The organism is Pontibacter amylolyticus (assembly GCF_014638845.1).
GTDB lineage: Bacteria > Bacteroidota > Bacteroidia > Cytophagales > Hymenobacteraceae > Pontibacter > Pontibacter amylolyticus.
Genome location: NZ_BMFP01000001.1, coordinates 433,008 through 447,984 on the forward strand (window position 1 = coordinate 433,008; position 14,977 = coordinate 447,984).

At 51.7% G+C, this 14,977-nt stretch carries 16 protein-coding genes and 1 tRNA gene; 4 read left to right on the forward strand and 13 right to left on the reverse strand.

Going from position 1 to position 14,977, the window contains the following annotated elements:
* Positions 1 to 23 precede the first annotated feature (23 nt).
* From IEV97_RS01875 to IEV97_RS01920, 10 genes are all read right to left on the reverse strand, one after another.
* Entirely contained in the window at positions 24 to 578 is a 555-nt protein-coding gene (locus IEV97_RS01875) for a hypothetical protein (protein ID WP_188499806.1), read from the reverse strand.
* A 325-nt stretch (positions 579 to 903) separates the two neighbouring features.
* Positions 904 to 991, reverse strand: a tRNA-Ser gene (locus IEV97_RS01880).
* A gap of 81 nt (positions 992 to 1,072) precedes the next feature.
* On the reverse strand, positions 1,073 to 2,137 hold the full coding sequence (locus tag IEV97_RS01885; protein WP_188499807.1) for an asparaginase: 1,065 nt from the start codon (positions 2,135 to 2,137) through the stop codon (positions 1,073 to 1,075).
* 3 nt (positions 2,138 to 2,140) lie between these two features.
* Positions 2,141 to 2,908 (reverse strand): TatD family hydrolase, encoded by a 768-nt coding sequence (locus IEV97_RS01890; RefSeq protein WP_188499808.1) that lies wholly within the window; start codon positions 2,906 to 2,908, stop codon positions 2,141 to 2,143.
* Between the two features lie 254 nt (positions 2,909 to 3,162).
* Positions 3,163 to 4,254, reverse strand: coding sequence for a glycosyltransferase (locus IEV97_RS01895; RefSeq protein WP_188499809.1), 1,092 nt, complete (start codon positions 4,252 to 4,254; stop codon positions 3,163 to 3,165).
* A complete protein-coding gene (locus IEV97_RS01900; RefSeq protein ID WP_188499810.1) occupies positions 4,251 to 4,886 on the reverse strand; it encodes a polysaccharide deacetylase family protein in 636 nt (211 codons plus the stop codon). Before IEV97_RS01900 ends, IEV97_RS01895 begins: the two co-directional genes overlap by 4 nt.
* Positions 4,887 to 5,064: 178 nt before the next feature.
* Positions 5,065 to 6,288, reverse strand: a complete 1,224-nt coding sequence (locus IEV97_RS01905; protein WP_188499811.1) for a PP2C family protein-serine/threonine phosphatase — start codon at positions 6,286 to 6,288, stop codon at positions 5,065 to 5,067.
* Positions 6,289 to 6,508: 220 nt separating this feature from the next.
* A complete protein-coding gene (locus tag IEV97_RS01910) occupies positions 6,509 to 6,766 on the reverse strand; it encodes an anaphase-promoting complex subunit 10 family protein (protein WP_188499812.1) in 258 nt (85 codons plus the stop codon).
* On the reverse strand, positions 6,759 to 7,985 hold the full coding sequence (locus IEV97_RS01915; protein ID WP_229733743.1) for a glycosyltransferase family 2 protein: 1,227 nt from the start codon (positions 7,983 to 7,985) through the stop codon (positions 6,759 to 6,761). Before IEV97_RS01915 ends, IEV97_RS01910 begins: the two co-directional genes overlap by 8 nt.
* On the reverse strand, positions 7,898 to 8,887 hold the full coding sequence (locus tag IEV97_RS01920) for a lysylphosphatidylglycerol synthase domain-containing protein (protein ID WP_188499813.1): 990 nt from the start codon (positions 8,885 to 8,887) through the stop codon (positions 7,898 to 7,900). The genes IEV97_RS01915 and IEV97_RS01920 overlap by 88 nt, the downstream gene beginning before the upstream one ends.
* A 25-nt stretch (positions 8,888 to 8,912) precedes the next feature.
* Between IEV97_RS01920 and ruvC the strand changes: the two genes are divergently transcribed.
* The 4 genes from ruvC to IEV97_RS01940 all read left to right on the forward strand — a co-directional run bounded on the left by ruvC (position 8,913) and on the right by IEV97_RS01940 (position 12,760).
* A complete protein-coding gene (gene ruvC, locus IEV97_RS01925) occupies positions 8,913 to 9,479 on the forward strand; it encodes a crossover junction endodeoxyribonuclease RuvC (RefSeq protein WP_188499814.1) in 567 nt (188 codons plus the stop codon).
* Positions 9,480 to 10,097: 618 nt separating this feature from the next.
* On the forward strand, positions 10,098 to 10,916 hold the full coding sequence (locus IEV97_RS01930; protein ID WP_188499815.1) for an MlaE family ABC transporter permease: 819 nt from the start codon (positions 10,098 to 10,100) through the stop codon (positions 10,914 to 10,916).
* Positions 10,916 to 11,695, forward strand: coding sequence for an ABC transporter ATP-binding protein (locus tag IEV97_RS01935; protein WP_188499816.1), 780 nt, complete (start codon positions 10,916 to 10,918; stop codon positions 11,693 to 11,695). The genes IEV97_RS01930 and IEV97_RS01935 overlap by 1 nt, the downstream gene beginning before the upstream one ends.
* On the forward strand, positions 11,696 to 12,760 hold the full coding sequence (locus IEV97_RS01940; RefSeq protein WP_188499817.1) for an MlaD family protein: 1,065 nt from the start codon (positions 11,696 to 11,698) through the stop codon (positions 12,758 to 12,760).
* 64 nt (positions 12,761 to 12,824) lie between these two features.
* Here the strand turns inward: IEV97_RS01940 and IEV97_RS01945 are convergent, their stop codons facing one another.
* The 3 genes from IEV97_RS01945 to IEV97_RS01955 all read right to left on the reverse strand — a co-directional run bounded on the left by IEV97_RS01945 (position 12,825) and on the right by IEV97_RS01955 (position 14,976).
* Positions 12,825 to 13,226, reverse strand: coding sequence for an HIT family protein (locus IEV97_RS01945; RefSeq protein ID WP_188499818.1), 402 nt, complete (start codon positions 13,224 to 13,226; stop codon positions 12,825 to 12,827).
* A 4-nt stretch (positions 13,227 to 13,230) separates the two neighbouring features.
* On the reverse strand, positions 13,231 to 13,704 hold the full coding sequence (gene greA, locus IEV97_RS01950; protein ID WP_188499819.1) for a transcription elongation factor GreA: 474 nt from the start codon (positions 13,702 to 13,704) through the stop codon (positions 13,231 to 13,233).
* Between the two features lie 312 nt (positions 13,705 to 14,016).
* Positions 14,017 to 14,976, reverse strand: coding sequence for an NAD(P)-dependent oxidoreductase (locus IEV97_RS01955; RefSeq protein ID WP_188499820.1), 960 nt, complete (start codon positions 14,974 to 14,976; stop codon positions 14,017 to 14,019).
* Position 14,977: the final 1 nt, after the last annotated feature.

Consider the following 14,977-nt stretch of genomic DNA (forward strand, 5'->3'; position numbering starts at 1 on the left):
GCTAAAAAACGTTTTAATGATTTTTAGCTTTTGTTGGGCTGAGCTTTTCTTATTCTTTCCAAAGCAACTGCTCTATCCGAAATGCTTTCTTTCCAACTTTCTTCAAGATATTTATTAATTCCATCCTTAGCGAAAGTAAATCTTACTTGTGCAGTGCTGAATTCAGGAACAATCAATAAGCTAAAATTAGAACCTGATAAAAACATTTCATTTAGATTTTGGATTACCTCGAATGAATCAGATTCTTCAGTTGAATATTTCAATCGATTACCCAATAACTCAATTCTCTCAATCCTGAAATTGTCTATTCTAAGCTTCAACGAACTTTCAATTTTTTCGAAATTTACTTGTTCTACCAAAAGTTTGTGAGAAAAGTCTGGTATGTTTTCCAATTCATTAAAGTCATAAGAAATTTTTACATAGCCAAAACTGGGAATCAGACGAAGGTATATCGCTGATGCAAGAAAATAATCAGAGTTGGGGGTAGTTTCACATTGCTCTGCAATTATCTGAGCAATTGATTTATTCCAGTCGATTTGGCTAAGGATTTCTGGGGATATGATTTCTTCTTTATTCATTCAAGTTTTGCCCAACTACCTGCTAGTAGGAGTACCCACTCCCACTATCTGCACTATATGTGAGCTCAGAAGTTGTCTTTTAATATATGATCACATTCGACCCCGCCACTTCCATAGCGCAATACTAATATACCTTTTTTCTATAAGAGATAAAACGAAATGACAATTACAAGTGTGATGAAGGATCAGGTACAGCTGTCTGTCGCAGGAGTAGGAGCTGCTACTTAACTACCCGCTATACCTAGCAAGAAAGAAAAAACCTGAAACGCACCAAAACAAAAGAGCCTGCAAGTTATTCACTTACAGGCTCTTTCGGGTTATGCAGCAGAGAGCAAGGGATTCGAACCCTTGATACCCTTTTGGGGTATACACACTTTCCAGGCGTGCTCCTTCGACCACTCGGACAGCTCTCTATTATGGGTGCAAATATACGCCAATAACTTACACTATCGCAAATTTTTACACCGCTATACCTTATAAATATATTGCGCCGGCTAGATGGTGATCTCTCCGCGCAGGTTACTGGCAAGCAGCTCACGGGTTTGCGTCACCGGCAGGCCTAGCCCCAGCACAAACATCAGTTTCGTAATGGCCGCCTCTGTCGTGATGTCGTCGCCTCCGATGATCCCCATGTTGAGCAGAAACTTGCTGGTTTCGTAACGCCCCTGGTCCACTCTTCCCTCGTCGCACTGCGACACGTTCAGAATATAAATCCCTCTCGACAGGGCATCCTGCAGCATCTCGAGCAACCAACCTGCTGTGGGGGCATTGCCTGCGCCGAAAGTTTCAAGCACAATCCCGCGTAGTCCCGGCGTTTCCAGCACGCTGCGCATCACCTGCGGCGCTATACCCGGAAAGAGCTTCAGGATGGCCACATTGTCATCCAACTGCTGGTGCACGTGCAGTGGTTTTTCCGGATGCGGCAAGATCGCGTTTTCATAAAAATCTATGCTGATGCCCGCTTTGGCCAGCAGCGGATAGTTCTCTGACTTAAAGGCGTTGAAATGGCGGCTCTCTACCTTCTTGGCCCGGTTGCCCCTGATCAGGAGGTTGTGAAAGTAAACACAAACTTCTGGCACCACACTCTTCCCATTGATCTTGGTAGCTGCAATTTGCAAAGCCGAGATCAGGTTGGCGCGGGCATCGGTGCGGGTACGGCCGATCGGCACCTGGGCACCGGTAAATATCACGGGCTTATCCAGGTTCTCGAGCAGGTAGCTGAGAGCAGAAGCGCTGTAGGCCATGGTATCGGTGCCGTGCAGCACGACAAAGCCATCGTAGTCGGCGTAGTTTTCACGGATCAGGTTAGCCAGCATCAGCCAGTCGCCGGGCGACACGTTAGAGGAATCGATGGCCGGCTCAATGCTCAGCACGGTCAGCAAATACTTAAAGTTGCTCAGTTCGGGCACTTTCTCCAGTATCTGGCTGAAGTTGAAAGGCACCAGGCTATGCTTTTCATCATATACCATACCCACCGTACCCCCGGTGTAAATAATCAGAATGGAGGCGTCGGAGTGCGCAGGTGCGGCAGTGTCGATGTTGGTTTTGACTACGTTCATCGCTTAGCGTTTGAAGAGGTTAAGGGCATTTCGGGTTGTGGCGGCGGCTACTTCTTCCACCGGTTTTTGCATCAGTTCGGCCACGCGGCGCGCCACCAAGGGGAGGTATGCGGGCTCGTTGCGTTTGCCCCGGTGCGGCACGGGTGCCAGGTAGGGACAGTCTGTTTCCAGTGCCAGATCATCCAGACTAACATGCGGCAGCACCATGTCCAGACCGCCGTTCTTGAAAGTGGCCACGCCGCCTATTCCCATCAGAAAACCAAGTTCCTTCACCTTGACAGCCTGCTCCACCGTGCCCGAAAAGCAATGGAATATACCTTTCAGACTGCCATCCTGCGCCGCCGCAATGATCTCATACGTTTCATCAAAAGAATCGCGGGTATGGAGCACGATGGGAAGCTGGTGCTTTTTGGCCAGTTCTACCTGCACTTTCAGGGCCTCCTGCTGCTGTGTCAGAAAGGTCTTGTCCCAGTACAGGTCGATGCCGCACTCGCCCACCGCTGCAAACTGTCGCTTGCCCAGCCATTCCTCCACCAGGTATAGCTCCTGCTCAAAATCCTTGTTCACTGAAGTCGGGTGCAGGCCCATCATCGCGATGCACTGTCCAGGATGCTTCTCTTCCGTTTCCAGCATCACATCGATGGAGGTATGGTCGATGTTGGGCATGTAGATCTTCTCTACGCCCGCTTCGAGCGCTCTTGCCACCGCTTCATCACGGTCCTGCTGAAACTTCTCTGAATAGATATGTGCGTGCGAATCAATTAAAGTCATGTGCGTTGAATTGGATCAAAAAATCTCGGTGCAAAGGTCCGAACTTATTGCAAAGGCTGCAAGAGTCTTTTCTACGTATCACGACACACGTATCACGTAGCACGACTTTGCGGGGATTGACAAAAGACATTTTGATTAAAGACTTTCAGCACAGGTATAACCTCTTTCCCAAAAATCTTTTGTCCTTTGTCAAACAGTCCTTTGTCCAAAAACTCACTGAAGGAGTCGTGATACGTGTGTCGTGATACGTTACTCTAAAACCTCCTCCCCTTCCATCTCACTTTGGTCGGCAGGAAAAAGTAGAGGATCAGGACGAAAGTGGTTACCAGCAGGTATAGCTCGAAGAAGATATAATGCCACCAAGGGGCGCTGCGGTGGAGGCGTTTCAGGCAGATGTGCATGAACACGCTTTGGAGCAGCAACTTGACGACCGCAATGCTAAGCGCTATACCTAGTGAGGCCTTGAAAAAGAAGGGGATCAGCACCGGATAGTAGGCCGAGTGCAGCACAAACAGCGCGAACATATACTTTGGCATGAAGACCGAGCCCCGCATCCAGCGCTTGCGTTGTTCCAGCAGTGCGCCATAGCCAGGGGCTGGCGCGGACCAGGCGAGCACCTTGGGGCCGTACAGGTTGCGGAAGCCATAGCCCCGCTTCAGTATCTGGTTGAAGATGGCAATGTCTTCTGTGATCGAAAACGGAATGCTCTCGAAACCTCCCACCTCTTCGTAGGCCTTGCGGGTGAGCAGCATGTTATTGCCCATCGTTGTCACCGGCATGTTCAGGTCGCTGAACACCTGCATCAGGCCGATCGAAAACAGCCAGTCCATGCGCTGCATCTTGTCGAAGAGGCGATGGCCCGTTACCGTCGTCAGCCCCGTCACAACGCCCACCTTTTCATCCAAACCAGCCAGCATAGCCTTGATCCAGGTAGGCGGCACTGTTATGTCGGCATCGGTGAAGAGGAAAATGCCGGAAGTTGCTTTGCGGGCCAGCTGTGCCAGCACATTGGCCTTGCCCTTCGCCTGGCCCAGCGTACCGGTAATGGACAGACAGGTATAGCCGGGCTTGTCCTGGATGAATGCCTCAACCAGGGCGCGGGTGCGGTCGGTGGAATCATCGTCTCCAATCAGCACCTCTATCTTCTCGGTGGGGTAATCGAGCGCGGCAATGGCCTGCAGACAGGCCAATATGTTATGCTCCTCATTACGGGCCGCGATCAGAATGCTGACATTAGGTAGGTTGGTAACTTTTGCCGTATAGCGTCGGCAGTTGAAGAGCAGCAGCAACAGAAGCGTTGCAAATACTATAAAATACAGGATGAAGTAGGCGACAGATACCATCATAGGGTCTGGAAGGTATAGCCCTGTGCGGTAAAATGGTCTAAAAAACGGGGCAGGGCATATTGCATGTTTCGCTGGGCCTTCAGGCTGTCGTGGAATACGATGATGCTGCCGCTTTGGGTACAACGGACGGCTTCCCGCAGGCACTTTTCGGGACTGAGCGAACGGTCGTAATCGTTGGTGAGCACATCCCACATCACCAGTTCATAGTCTGGGCGCAGGGCCGCCGCCTGTTTCATGGTAATACGGCCGTAGGGAGGCCGGAAAAGCTTCGGCTGTGTTGCATCAGGGTTAAGCCGCTCGAGCTCCCGCTGACACTGCTGCACGTTTTCAAGGTAATACTCCAGAGGGGTTTCCCAGCCCCGCAGGTGGTTGTGCGTATGGTTCGCCAGCCGGTGCCCCTCCCCTAAAATCTGCTTAGCTATACCTGGATGCTTCACCAGGTTATCGCCCACTGCAAAGAAAGTTGCTTTAGCTTGATACTTAGCCAGTTGCTCCAGCACCCAGGGCGTCACCTCCGGTATGGGTCCGTCATCGAAGGTCAGGTATAGCACCTTGCCCTGCTCCTCCCTCAGCCAGGTATAGCCAGGCAAAAGTCTGCGAAGCAAGGCGGGCGTCTTGTAGAGGCGGAGCAATTTTAATTGTTAAATTTTTAAATTGTTGATGGTTGAATCGTTAAATGGTTAACCGGCATTTTAAAAAACCATTCATCCTAAGATTAATCTGGCGTTCAGGCCACACTGATCTTATTCTAAAAGCGCCCTCCTCCATCCGAAAAAACAATTTAACAATATAGCAATTTAACCATCAATCCTACTTAAACCTGCACGAGAGCAGCGTAATATCGTCGTTGAAGGTGGACTCTTCGTTGTAGAGGTTGATGGCGTTGAGCAGTTGCAGGTGCAGCATCTTCGAGCTCAGGAAACGGTTCTTCTGCAGAAATTTGATCGTGCCTTCTATGCCGAACTCCGATTCGTCTTCGTCAAATACCTCGGTCAGGCCGTCGGTATAGCAGAGTATGATGGCATCGTGTGGCACATGAATCTTGCCTACGTTCATAAATGGCAGTACATCGAATACGCCCAGCATAGTGCAGCCATCGTTGAGCAGGTCGTGGGTATCGTTTTCGTAGAGCAGGATCGGGGCGTTGTGGCCGGCGTTCACGTAACTGAGCTCCCGCGTGCTGCGGTTGAAAATCGCGACAAAAGTGGTGATGAATTTTTCGGCGATCGCGTTGCGGTAGATCAGGTGGTTGAGTTCCGACACCACCGTGTTTAAGTCGGCCGTCTGGCGCAGGATGGTGCGCAGGCCGGCCTGGAAATTTGACATCAGCAGCGAAGCCGGCACCCCCTTGCCCGACACGTCGGCCACGCAGAAAAGGAACTGATCTTTGTCGATCTCGATAAAATCGTAATAGTCGCCGCCGATGGACGAGTGCGGGATGTAGCTGGCGTGGATGGCCACGTCCTTGTCATTGGGCAGGCTTTTCGGGAACAGCATGGATTGCACTTCGCGGGCAATTTCGATCTCTTTGCGGATCGACTCCTGCGCCAAACGCTGACGGGCCATGCGATGGTTTTCGATGGCTACGAGCATGATATTACTCACCGTCTGCACAAAGTTGAGCGCCTCCAGATTGCTGTAGTAAGGCAGATTTTTGCCGATCATCACGAATGCGAGCACTTTGCCATTGTGCAGGATCGGGATCACGATCTCGAAATTACGCCACTTCTTGTCCACGCTCAGCTTCGACATGCGGGTAATTTCCTTGAGTTCGAGAATGGCTTCGGGGAGGTGCTGCTTGGCAGCTTCCAGGTCAGTGCCGTAGCTTACTTTGCAGTCCCACTTCTCGTCGTGCACAAACAGGGCAAGCCGGTTGATCTGCAACTGGGCGAGCAGCGTGAAGCGGTATATTTTGTAGAGCGCCTCTTCCGGCAGGTTGTCGTTAATCGCCTGCGTGATTTCCAACAGGGCCGATAATTCCAGCTTTTTGAGGTTTAACTCTTGCTGTATGTTCGGAGCAACTATATCAGGCATTCAGTTTCATAGGTTAGGTTAGCGAAAAATCCGCTCATGGGGACCTTCCCACCAGTTATACCTGACACGCAGGTATAGACCGCGTAAATTTACAAAAAATCAACCGCATTCTCTGCCAAACCCTCCAAATCCTTTCAAATAATCCGTATTCGTCCCATGCGTTAACCTGCAACTACGTAGCCCGGGCATTTGTTCAGACTTGTTTCGGGAAATACGTGTATCAGATGGAATTATGCACCACGAGGCCGGCTTTGGTGGCCAGGAAAAAGTAGTGCTGGCATTGGTTCCCAAAGACAGCCTCATCGAACTCGTGTTCCGTATCCGGGTCCGGGTATAAGATCCGGATATAGCCTTTGGCGATCAGGTCACGCAGGGCGGTACAAAGTTCCTCGTCAGTCAGGGCGCTGGTGCTTTTGAGGTCAGTGTAGGACGTCACAAAATAAAGTTCGTCCATGATGGCAAATTCATTCTCAGTCATGAGTTCGGATAGTTCGGCCTTTCCAGGTATAGCGACCCGAGAAGCCAATGATAGCGGTATATAGTACGTAAGGAATGTAAACTAGCTGCAAAGGCAACATATAAATCAGATAATTTCGCCTCCGCATGAAGGTCAGCACGGGGTTTAAGAACAGGAAATCGATCAGGAACTTAGCCGCGTAAGCCGCCAGAAAAACCCCAGGCGAAACCCAGTGCAGCAGCATGGCAGGTAAAGCCAGAAAAAGCAGCAGGTTGACGGCAAACACGCTCAGGGCTACCAGCTTGACCGACAGGCTTTGGTAACTCCGCCACTTGCTGGCCCAACGCACCCGCTGCGCGATAAAACTGCTGACAGTTTTGCGTGCCTCCGTGTACACCATGGCGCCCGGATGTTTCAGAAAAGCGATCCGCTCCGGGTATACCTTATTTACCTTGTGCAGCAGAAATTCGTCGTCGCCACTTGCGATGCCTTCGTTTCCGGCAAAGCCGCCCACCTCCTCAAACACGGCACGGGTATAGGCTAGGTTGGCACCATTGCACATATTGGGTTGCTGCAACCCGATGGAGGCCCCCCCAACTCCGATCAGCGAAGCAAACTCAACCAGCTGCATGCGCTCCAGCAAGGTATGGGTATGGTGGAAACAGACAGGACCCGAAATAAAGACAGCCTGCTGCGACTGGTAGGTATAGGCGAAGTAAAGGAGCCAGTCCGGTTGCACCCGGCAGTCGCCGTCGGTAAAGACCAGCAGCTCGCCACCGGCCAGGACTATACCTTGTTTGATGGCTGTTTTCTTGCCAGTTGCTGTAGTGTGATCAGCTAACCGGATCAGTTGTAGGTGGAGTTTGGTATCAGGTATAAAATCCAGTATGAGCTGATCGGTGCCGTCGTCAGAGTGGTCGTCTACTACCAGCACCTCAAAGAGCTCAGCCGGATAGTTTTGTCTTTCCAGATCCTGCAGCAAAGTAAGAATATGCCCTGCCTCGTTCCGGACTGGAATGATGACGGTTATGTTGATGGTCGGTATAAACCCGGCAGGTATAGCAGGTATAGGGAGACGCTTCCAGGCGGACAGACAGCGCAGGATGACCCAGCCATAAGCCAGCAGCGACAGCAGAAGCAGCACCGTGAACATCAGGCGCTCCCTCCTTTCCTGCCCAGCTTCAGGCGCAGCACGAAGAACAAACCGACCGCGCTTGGCACCACGATGTTGAGCAGCCACAGACTCAGGCTGGCACTCAGCACCTGGAGTCGCTCCTGCCCGAGCAACCCAAACACGTACATGGCCGACAGCTCCCGCATGCCCAGATCAGACAGCAGTGACACCGAGGGCACCACCGATTTCAGAAAGAACGCAGTCGACACGCCGCTGATGTATTCTACCGGACTAAGCCGGACCTCAAACAAAACGAGCAGCAGCACGAACTGCAGCAGAAACACAAAGTAGCGCAAGAGCGAGAGCAACAGTACCCGGTTCATCTCCCCGTAGGTATAGCGTCCCATCACGGCCAGGTATTTTGCCAGCTTCCGCAGCGGTCCCACTGCCGCCACCAGGGCCACCATGGCGCGGGCATTGAAAAGCAGCAGCAACATGGCCGCATTGAGCACGAGCAGCAGAAAGAAAATGCTCAGGCAGACTCCCGGATACTCCCGCCAGTAAAGCAAAAGCGCAAAGTAGACCAGCCCCAGCGTACCGACCAGCACCGTGGCCACCAGCTGACAAAACCTGCCGATGAAGACCGCTCCTATACCTTCCAGGCGTTCTTTGCTTTTGAGCTCGAGCACCCGGCCAGCGTAGTCGCCCAAACGATTGGGAGTGATGAAGCCGAGCGTGAGCCCGACCATAACGGCACGGAATGCCCGCAGGTATGAGAGGGGCTCCAGCTTCTGCCCCAGGATTTTCCATTTCCAGGCTTCCAGTCCCCAGTTAACAGGTATAAGCAGCGCACTCAGGAGCAGTAGAAAAGTATAATTGCTTTGGCGGGCCGATTGCAGGATAGCTTGCCAGGAGAGCAGCGTGTCAGGGGCCGTAAAAATGGCCAGGTACAGAAAATAGAAGGTGAGCAGTACCACGACAACTTTGCCGGAAACTAAAAGGAACCTTCTGTTGCGGGTAATGTCCAAGATATTGTCTTAAATTGCGGCTCTTATGGTTTACTCTCCTGCGCTCCCACCCAACAAATTAATTCTTGGCATCGACCCCGGCACGCAAGTCATGGGCTATGGCCTGATTGAAGTAACCGGATCGAAGGTAAAGGTAGTGCAGTATGGCGTTATTCACCTCAAAAGCTACAGCAACCACGCCATCAAGTTAAAGAAAATTTTTGACCGCATGATACAGCTCATCGACGAATACCTGCCCGACGAGCTGGCCATCGAGTCGCCTTTCTTTGGCGTGAACGTGCAGAGCATGCTCAAACTGGGTCGCGCACAGGGAGTTGCCATCGCCGCCGCCCTTTCCCGCGACATCCCTTACGTGGAGTACGCCCCTAAAAAAGTAAAGCAGTCCGTAACCGGAAACGGCAACGCCTCCAAAGAGCAGGTGGCCAGCATGCTGGTGCAGATCCTCAAAATACAGCCCGACCCCAAAATGTTCGACGCCACCGACGCCCTGTCTGTGGCCCTCTGCCACCACTACCAGAAAGGCAACAACGCCAAGAAAGGCGCCAACTCCTGGAAAGCCTTCCTGACCGATAATCCCGAGAGAAAGCTTTAGGGGTTGAATAGTTGAATTGTTAAATGGCTGCATTGTTAAATTGTTGAATGAGCTAGTAGGGGCAGGTCGCGACCTGTCCGGATCGTGTACCGACCATCATGCACCCGTATACCTACCCTAATTGTGTACCTCTATACCTGTCCGGTTCGTCACCGGTATACCTGTCCAAGCCCCGCACCAACACGTCTGACCAAATCGAGCAGGAAAATCCCCTCTGAGGGCAAGGCCCGATCAATCGTGCACCCAACCATTTAACAATTCAACAATTTAACAATTTAACCCTCACCAAAGTAAAGGCCCGATCAATCGTGCACCTAACAATCAACAACAAGCAATTAACAATTCAACAACCTCCTATAAGTATAAGCTTTTGAAAATATTTCGCAGTTTTGTAAAAAATCGCATCTATCTTTCGTAAGGCTTATAAGTTTGCCTGATTTCCTTCCGAAACCCGACTAGAATCAGCCTGTAGCAAGGTATAGGTTTTGCCAAAAGACAAAGTTTAAACATGTTTTTGCTGGTGCGGTTAAATTTAGCGTCAGGCTTATTCTTAAATTTGAGTTATTTTTGCCGCTGCTTTGTCAAAGGCATTGTATAGGTGAATCCTAAACAGCATAAATGGATTTAAACAAAAATAAACCGGAAGCTGCTCCAGCCCGGCGCAGGTATGTGACGACACGCCGGCTCGACAGAATTTTTGTTGAGTTAGCGAAAGTGTACCGTTTCAATGCGCGGTTTTTCAAGGAGGTGTGGTTTCCGCCTTACGAGTTCAGGGAGATCATCAAGCAGTGCTATGAAATCGGTGTGCGCTCTCTGCCGCTGATCTCGCTCACGGGCTTCATCATCGGCATCGTGTTTACCAACCAGTCGCGCCCCTCCCTGGCCGATTTTGGTGCCACCTCGCTCCTGCCCGCCCTTATTTCCGTGGCCATCATCCGGGCCATTGGTCCGTTGGTGACGGCGCTTATTGCAGCAGGCCGGGTTGGCTCTGCCATCGGTGCCGAGCTGGGCTCCATGCGCGTGACGGAGCAGATCGACGCCATGGAGGTGTCGGCCACCAACCCGTTTAAATTTCTGGTGGTCACCCGGGTGCTGGCCTCTACCCTGATGATCCCGGCCTTGACGATGTTTACTACGCTTGTGTCGCTGCTGGGAGGCTACCTGAACGTGCACCAGAACGAACTCACCTCCCTGAGCGTCTTCTTCTACCAGGTTTTTGATGCCATCACGTTCCTGGACATCATCGCCTCGTCGGTCAAGTCTGTGATCTTTGGCTTCACGATTGGCATGGTGGGGTGCTACAAAGGCTATAATTCTTCTAAAGGCACAGAGGGTGTGGGCAAGGCGGCCAACTCGTCGGTGGTAACGGCTATGTTCCTTATCTTTATTGAAGAGCTGCTCATCATGCAGGTTATCAACACAATCAGAGCTTTTTAATGGAGGCAAAACGAATAAACCCTAACATCGATAGGAGCGAGAAAGTGATTACTATCCGGGGCCTCAAAAAAGCATTCGACGATTTTGAGGTGCTCAGAGGTGTGGACCTTGATCTCTATAAAGGAGAAAACCTGGTGGTGCTCGGCCGCTCCGGTACGGGCAAGTCCGTGTTGATCAAAATCATATCCGGTTTGCTGCAGGCAGACGAAGGGACGGTCAACGTACTGGGCAAGGAAGTAAGCGGTCTCAAGCCACGGGAAATGGATGCGCTTCGGCTTAAGATCGGTTTCTCGTTTCAGAACAGCGCCTTGTACGACAGTATGACCGTGCGCGAGAACCTCGAGTTTCCGCTGGAGCGGCACGCAAAGCACATGACCGTAGCTGAACGGGAAGACACGATCCAGTATGTGCTGGAGGCCGTGGGGCTTTTGCAGGCCATCAACCAGATGCCTTCCGAACTGTCTGGTGGCCAGCGCAAACGAATCGGCATTGCCCGCACCCTGATCCTGAAACCGGATATCATGCTCTATGACGAGCCCACCGCCGGTCTCGACCCCATTACGTGTATCGAGATCAACAGCCTGATCAACGAAGTACAGGAGAAATTCAACACCTCCTCAATCATCATTACCCACGACCTAACCTGCGCCCGCGCCGTAGGAGACAGAATAGTGATGCTGCTCGACGGACAGTTCCAGCGCGAAGGCACCTTTGATGAAGTGTTCGAAAGTAATGACGAGCGCGTACAATCTTTTTATAACTACAACTTTATAGACTAGATGAGTTCTGCAGATAATAAACGCACTGTTATAGTTGGTATCTTCACTTTCCTGGCGATCGTGATACTGGTGGCTGGTATTTTTATGCTGGCCGGTCAGCAAAAGCGCCTGATCAACACGGTGACGCTTACCGCCATTTTTGATGACGTAGCCGGATTGCGAACCGGTAACAATGTTTGGTTTTCGGGCGTGAAGATCGGCACGATCAAGTCCATCAACCTGTATGGCGACTCACAGGTAGAGGTGGTCATGAACATTGAGGAGAAGGTACAGCAGTTCATCCGCAAAAACGCTTCGGCCCGCATCAGTTCCGAGAGCTTCATCGGCAACAAAAACATCGTAATTGACGGCGGCACCCAGGCAGCCGCTCCTATTGAGGACGGCGACCGGATAACAGCCATAAGCCCGCTCAACACCGATGACCTGATGGAGAAACTGCAGCAGAACAACGAGAACCTGGTCGCAATCACCGGCGATTTTAAGCAGCTGACCTCCCGCCTGGTGAAAGGCGAGGGAACCGTAGGCGCCCTGCTGACCGACACGACCATGGCCCAGAACTTCCGTGGTGTGGTAGCCAACCTGCAGCGCACGTCCGAAAGCACCGTTAACGCCTCGCGCTCCCTGTCCGCCTTCACTAAAAAACTCAACTCACCGGACGGCCTGGCAAACCAACTGGTAACTGACAAAGAAGTATTCCAGCAGCTGAAAAACTCGATGACACAACTGGAAGAGGCCACGGCTTCGACTTCTGAAATAACAGAGAACCTGCGTACGGCCACCAGCCAGCTCAACAACAGCAACAGTGCGGTGGGTGTGCTCCTCAATGACCAGAAATTTGCCCGTCAGTTGCAGAGCACCATGCAGAACCTGGAGACCGGCACTAAAAAGCTGGACCAGAACATGGAGGCTTTGCAAAATAACTTCCTGCTGAGAGGGTTTTTCAAAAGAGAGGCCCGGGAAAAGGCCAGGGAGCTGAAGCAACAACAGAATCAGCCACCGCAGCAAGTGCAGCCAAAAGACACCACGCAACTGGAATTTAAGCCTTCGATCTTACAAAAGAACTAAAAACAGAAAGGGGCGCATCATTGAGATGCGCCCCTTTTAATTGAGCCTCAGGTATAGCTATACCTTATGAAGCTTCATGTGCCTTGCGGATCTTCTCCGCCACTTCCTCAAATTCCTCTTTGCTGAACTTCTGCTTATTGGCAAAGTTCATATCGGCCATTTTGTTGAGCGGGATCAGGTGTACGTGCGCATGGGGCACTTCCAGGCCTACCACCGCTACCCCAATGCGCTTGCAGGGGACAGCCTTTTCTACAGCTGCCGCCACTTTTTTGGCAAAGGCCATTAGGCCCAGGTATAGCGCATCGTCCAGGTCGAACAGGTAGTCGATCTGCTGCTTGGGTATAACCAAGGTATGGCCTTTGGTGGTCGGGAACACGTCCAGAAAAGCCAGGTAGCGATCATCCTCGGCTATTTTGTAAGCGGGGATCTCGCCTTTTACAATTTTAGTGAAGATAGATGGCTCCATATGCTTAGCGACTGATTTCCAGAATTTCGAACTCGATCTTTCCGGCTGGTACGGTTATCTCAGCCTTTTCACCAACTGACTTGCCCAACAGGCCCTTCCCGATCGGGGACTTTACGGAGATTTTGCCGGAGGCCAGGTCAGCTTCCTCCTCCGCCACCAGGGTATAGTCCATGACCATATTGTTTTTCAGGTTCTTGATCTTCACCTTCGAGAGGATCAGCGCCTTGCTCATGTCCAGGTTCGACTCGTCTATCAGACGGGCGTTGCCAACTACTTCTTCCAGCTTAGCAATTTTCAGCTCCAGGTGACCCTGTGCGTCCTTGGCGGCGTCGTACTCAGCGTTCTCGCTCAGGTCGCCCTTATCGCGTGCTTCTGCCAGCTGACGCGCTACTTCCGAGCGACCCTTTGTCTTCAGCTCGTGTAACTCTTCCTTTAGCTTTTGTAAACCTTCAGCGGTGTAATAAGAAATGTTGCTCATAATACTGTCTTCATGTTTTAAAACACAAAAACAAAAAGAACGGCTATGTCAAACATAACCGTTCTTTTTGCCTAATATGTAATTGATTTATTTTCTCTTTTTCAGCCAGCCTGCATCAAAACAAGCGGTGGTTCTGGGTAAGCCACATGCGCACGGGCTTCCCCCGGTGGCACTGATCTGAGCAAATATACAAATTTATTTTAATACAAAATTTTTCGGCGATACTTATTTATCGGCACTAAAAACACGTGTTTCAGGCGCCTGTATCACTTATATACGTAAACGCACCGATGTAGGCCAGGGCCGGGGCAGCTATTCTGACGATAGCCGGCCTGCCTCCTGCAAGGCCTGTATTTTCTCTACCAGCACCTCGTTTATCTTGACATAGGACTCGTGGGTCCACCCCGCAATATGGGGCGTGAGTACGACATTTCCTGCAGATTTGAGGTAGTCGAAGTGACGGCTTTGCTCTTCGGTCAGGCTGCTGAGTTTCTCGTTTCCGAGCACATCCAGGGCAGCCCCTTTCAGCTTGCCGGTCTGCAGGTGCTGAATAAGTGCCGACTGGTCCACCACTTCACCGCGGGAGGTGTTCATAAACCAGATCTGCTTGCGAAAGCCTTGAAAAAAGGCGTCATCCGCAAAGGCCCGGTTTTCAGGTATATAAGGTATATGCAGGCTCACAATATCCGCTTCCGCCTGCAGTTGCTCCAGTGATACGGGCTCAGCCGGCGCCGTGATTTTCTCAGGAGCGAACCGGTCGTAAGCCAGGATGCGGCAGCCAAAGCCACTGAGCACTCGGGCGAAGCTTTGCCCCATGTTGCCATAGCCAATAATGCCGACTGTTTTGCCGCTGATCTCCTCCCCCCTGTTTTCTTCGCGCAGCCATACCTTGTCGCGCACCTGCCGGTCGCCGCGCGCAATGTTGCGCATCAGACTGAGCAGCATCCCCAGGGCATGCTCGCCCACTGCCTGCCGGTTTCCCTCGTTGGCCCCGAACAGCGCTATACCTCGCTCCTGCAGCGCCCCCGCATCTATATTGTCCAGTCCCGCCCCGGCCCTACCCACGAACCTGAGTTTGTCAGCCAGTTTGATGGTGTCGGCCGTAATGCGCATTTTGCTCCGCACGATCAACCCCTCAAAACCCACCAGCGCCTCGCATACCTCGATCGGCTTGATATCCGGGCGGTACTCATAGGCTATACCTATACCTTCCAGCATCGGAAACAGGCTGGCGTGTACTTCGTCGATGATGAGGATGCGTGGATTCGTCATA

Coding starts and splice junctions, on each gene's coding strand:
- IEV97_RS01885 (WP_188499807.1), bottom strand. CDS start 2,137: ATGAACGTAGTCAAAACCAACATCGACACTGCCGCACCTGCGCACTCC.
- IEV97_RS01890 (WP_188499808.1), bottom strand. CDS start 2,908: ATGACTTTAATTGATTCGCACGCACATATCTATTCAGAGAAGTTTCAG.
- IEV97_RS01940 (WP_188499817.1), top strand. CDS start 11,696: ATGAGTTCTGCAGATAATAAACGCACTGTTATAGTTGGTATCTTCACT.
- IEV97_RS01945 (WP_188499818.1), bottom strand. CDS start 13,226: ATGGAGCCATCTATCTTCACTAAAATTGTAAAAGGCGAGATCCCCGCT.
- IEV97_RS01910 (WP_188499812.1), bottom strand. CDS start 6,766: ATGACTGAGAATGAATTTGCCATCATGGACGAACTTTATTTTGTGACG.
- IEV97_RS01930 (WP_188499815.1), top strand. CDS start 10,098: ATGGATTTAAACAAAAATAAACCGGAAGCTGCTCCAGCCCGGCGCAGG.
- greA (WP_188499819.1), bottom strand. CDS start 13,704: ATGAGCAACATTTCTTATTACACCGCTGAAGGTTTACAAAAGCTAAAG.
- IEV97_RS01895 (WP_188499809.1), bottom strand. CDS start 4,254: ATGATGGTATCTGTCGCCTACTTCATCCTGTATTTTATAGTATTTGCA.
- ruvC (WP_188499814.1), top strand. CDS start 8,913: ATGGTTTACTCTCCTGCGCTCCCACCCAACAAATTAATTCTTGGCATC.
- IEV97_RS01875 (WP_188499806.1), bottom strand. CDS start 578: ATGAATAAAGAAGAAATCATATCCCCAGAAATCCTTAGCCAAATCGAC.
- IEV97_RS01955 (WP_188499820.1), bottom strand. CDS start 14,976: ATGACGAATCCACGCATCCTCATCATCGACGAAGTACACGCCAGCCTG.
- IEV97_RS01905 (WP_188499811.1), bottom strand. CDS start 6,288: ATGCCTGATATAGTTGCTCCGAACATACAGCAAGAGTTAAACCTCAAA.
- IEV97_RS01935 (WP_188499816.1), top strand. CDS start 10,916: ATGGAGGCAAAACGAATAAACCCTAACATCGATAGGAGCGAGAAAGTG.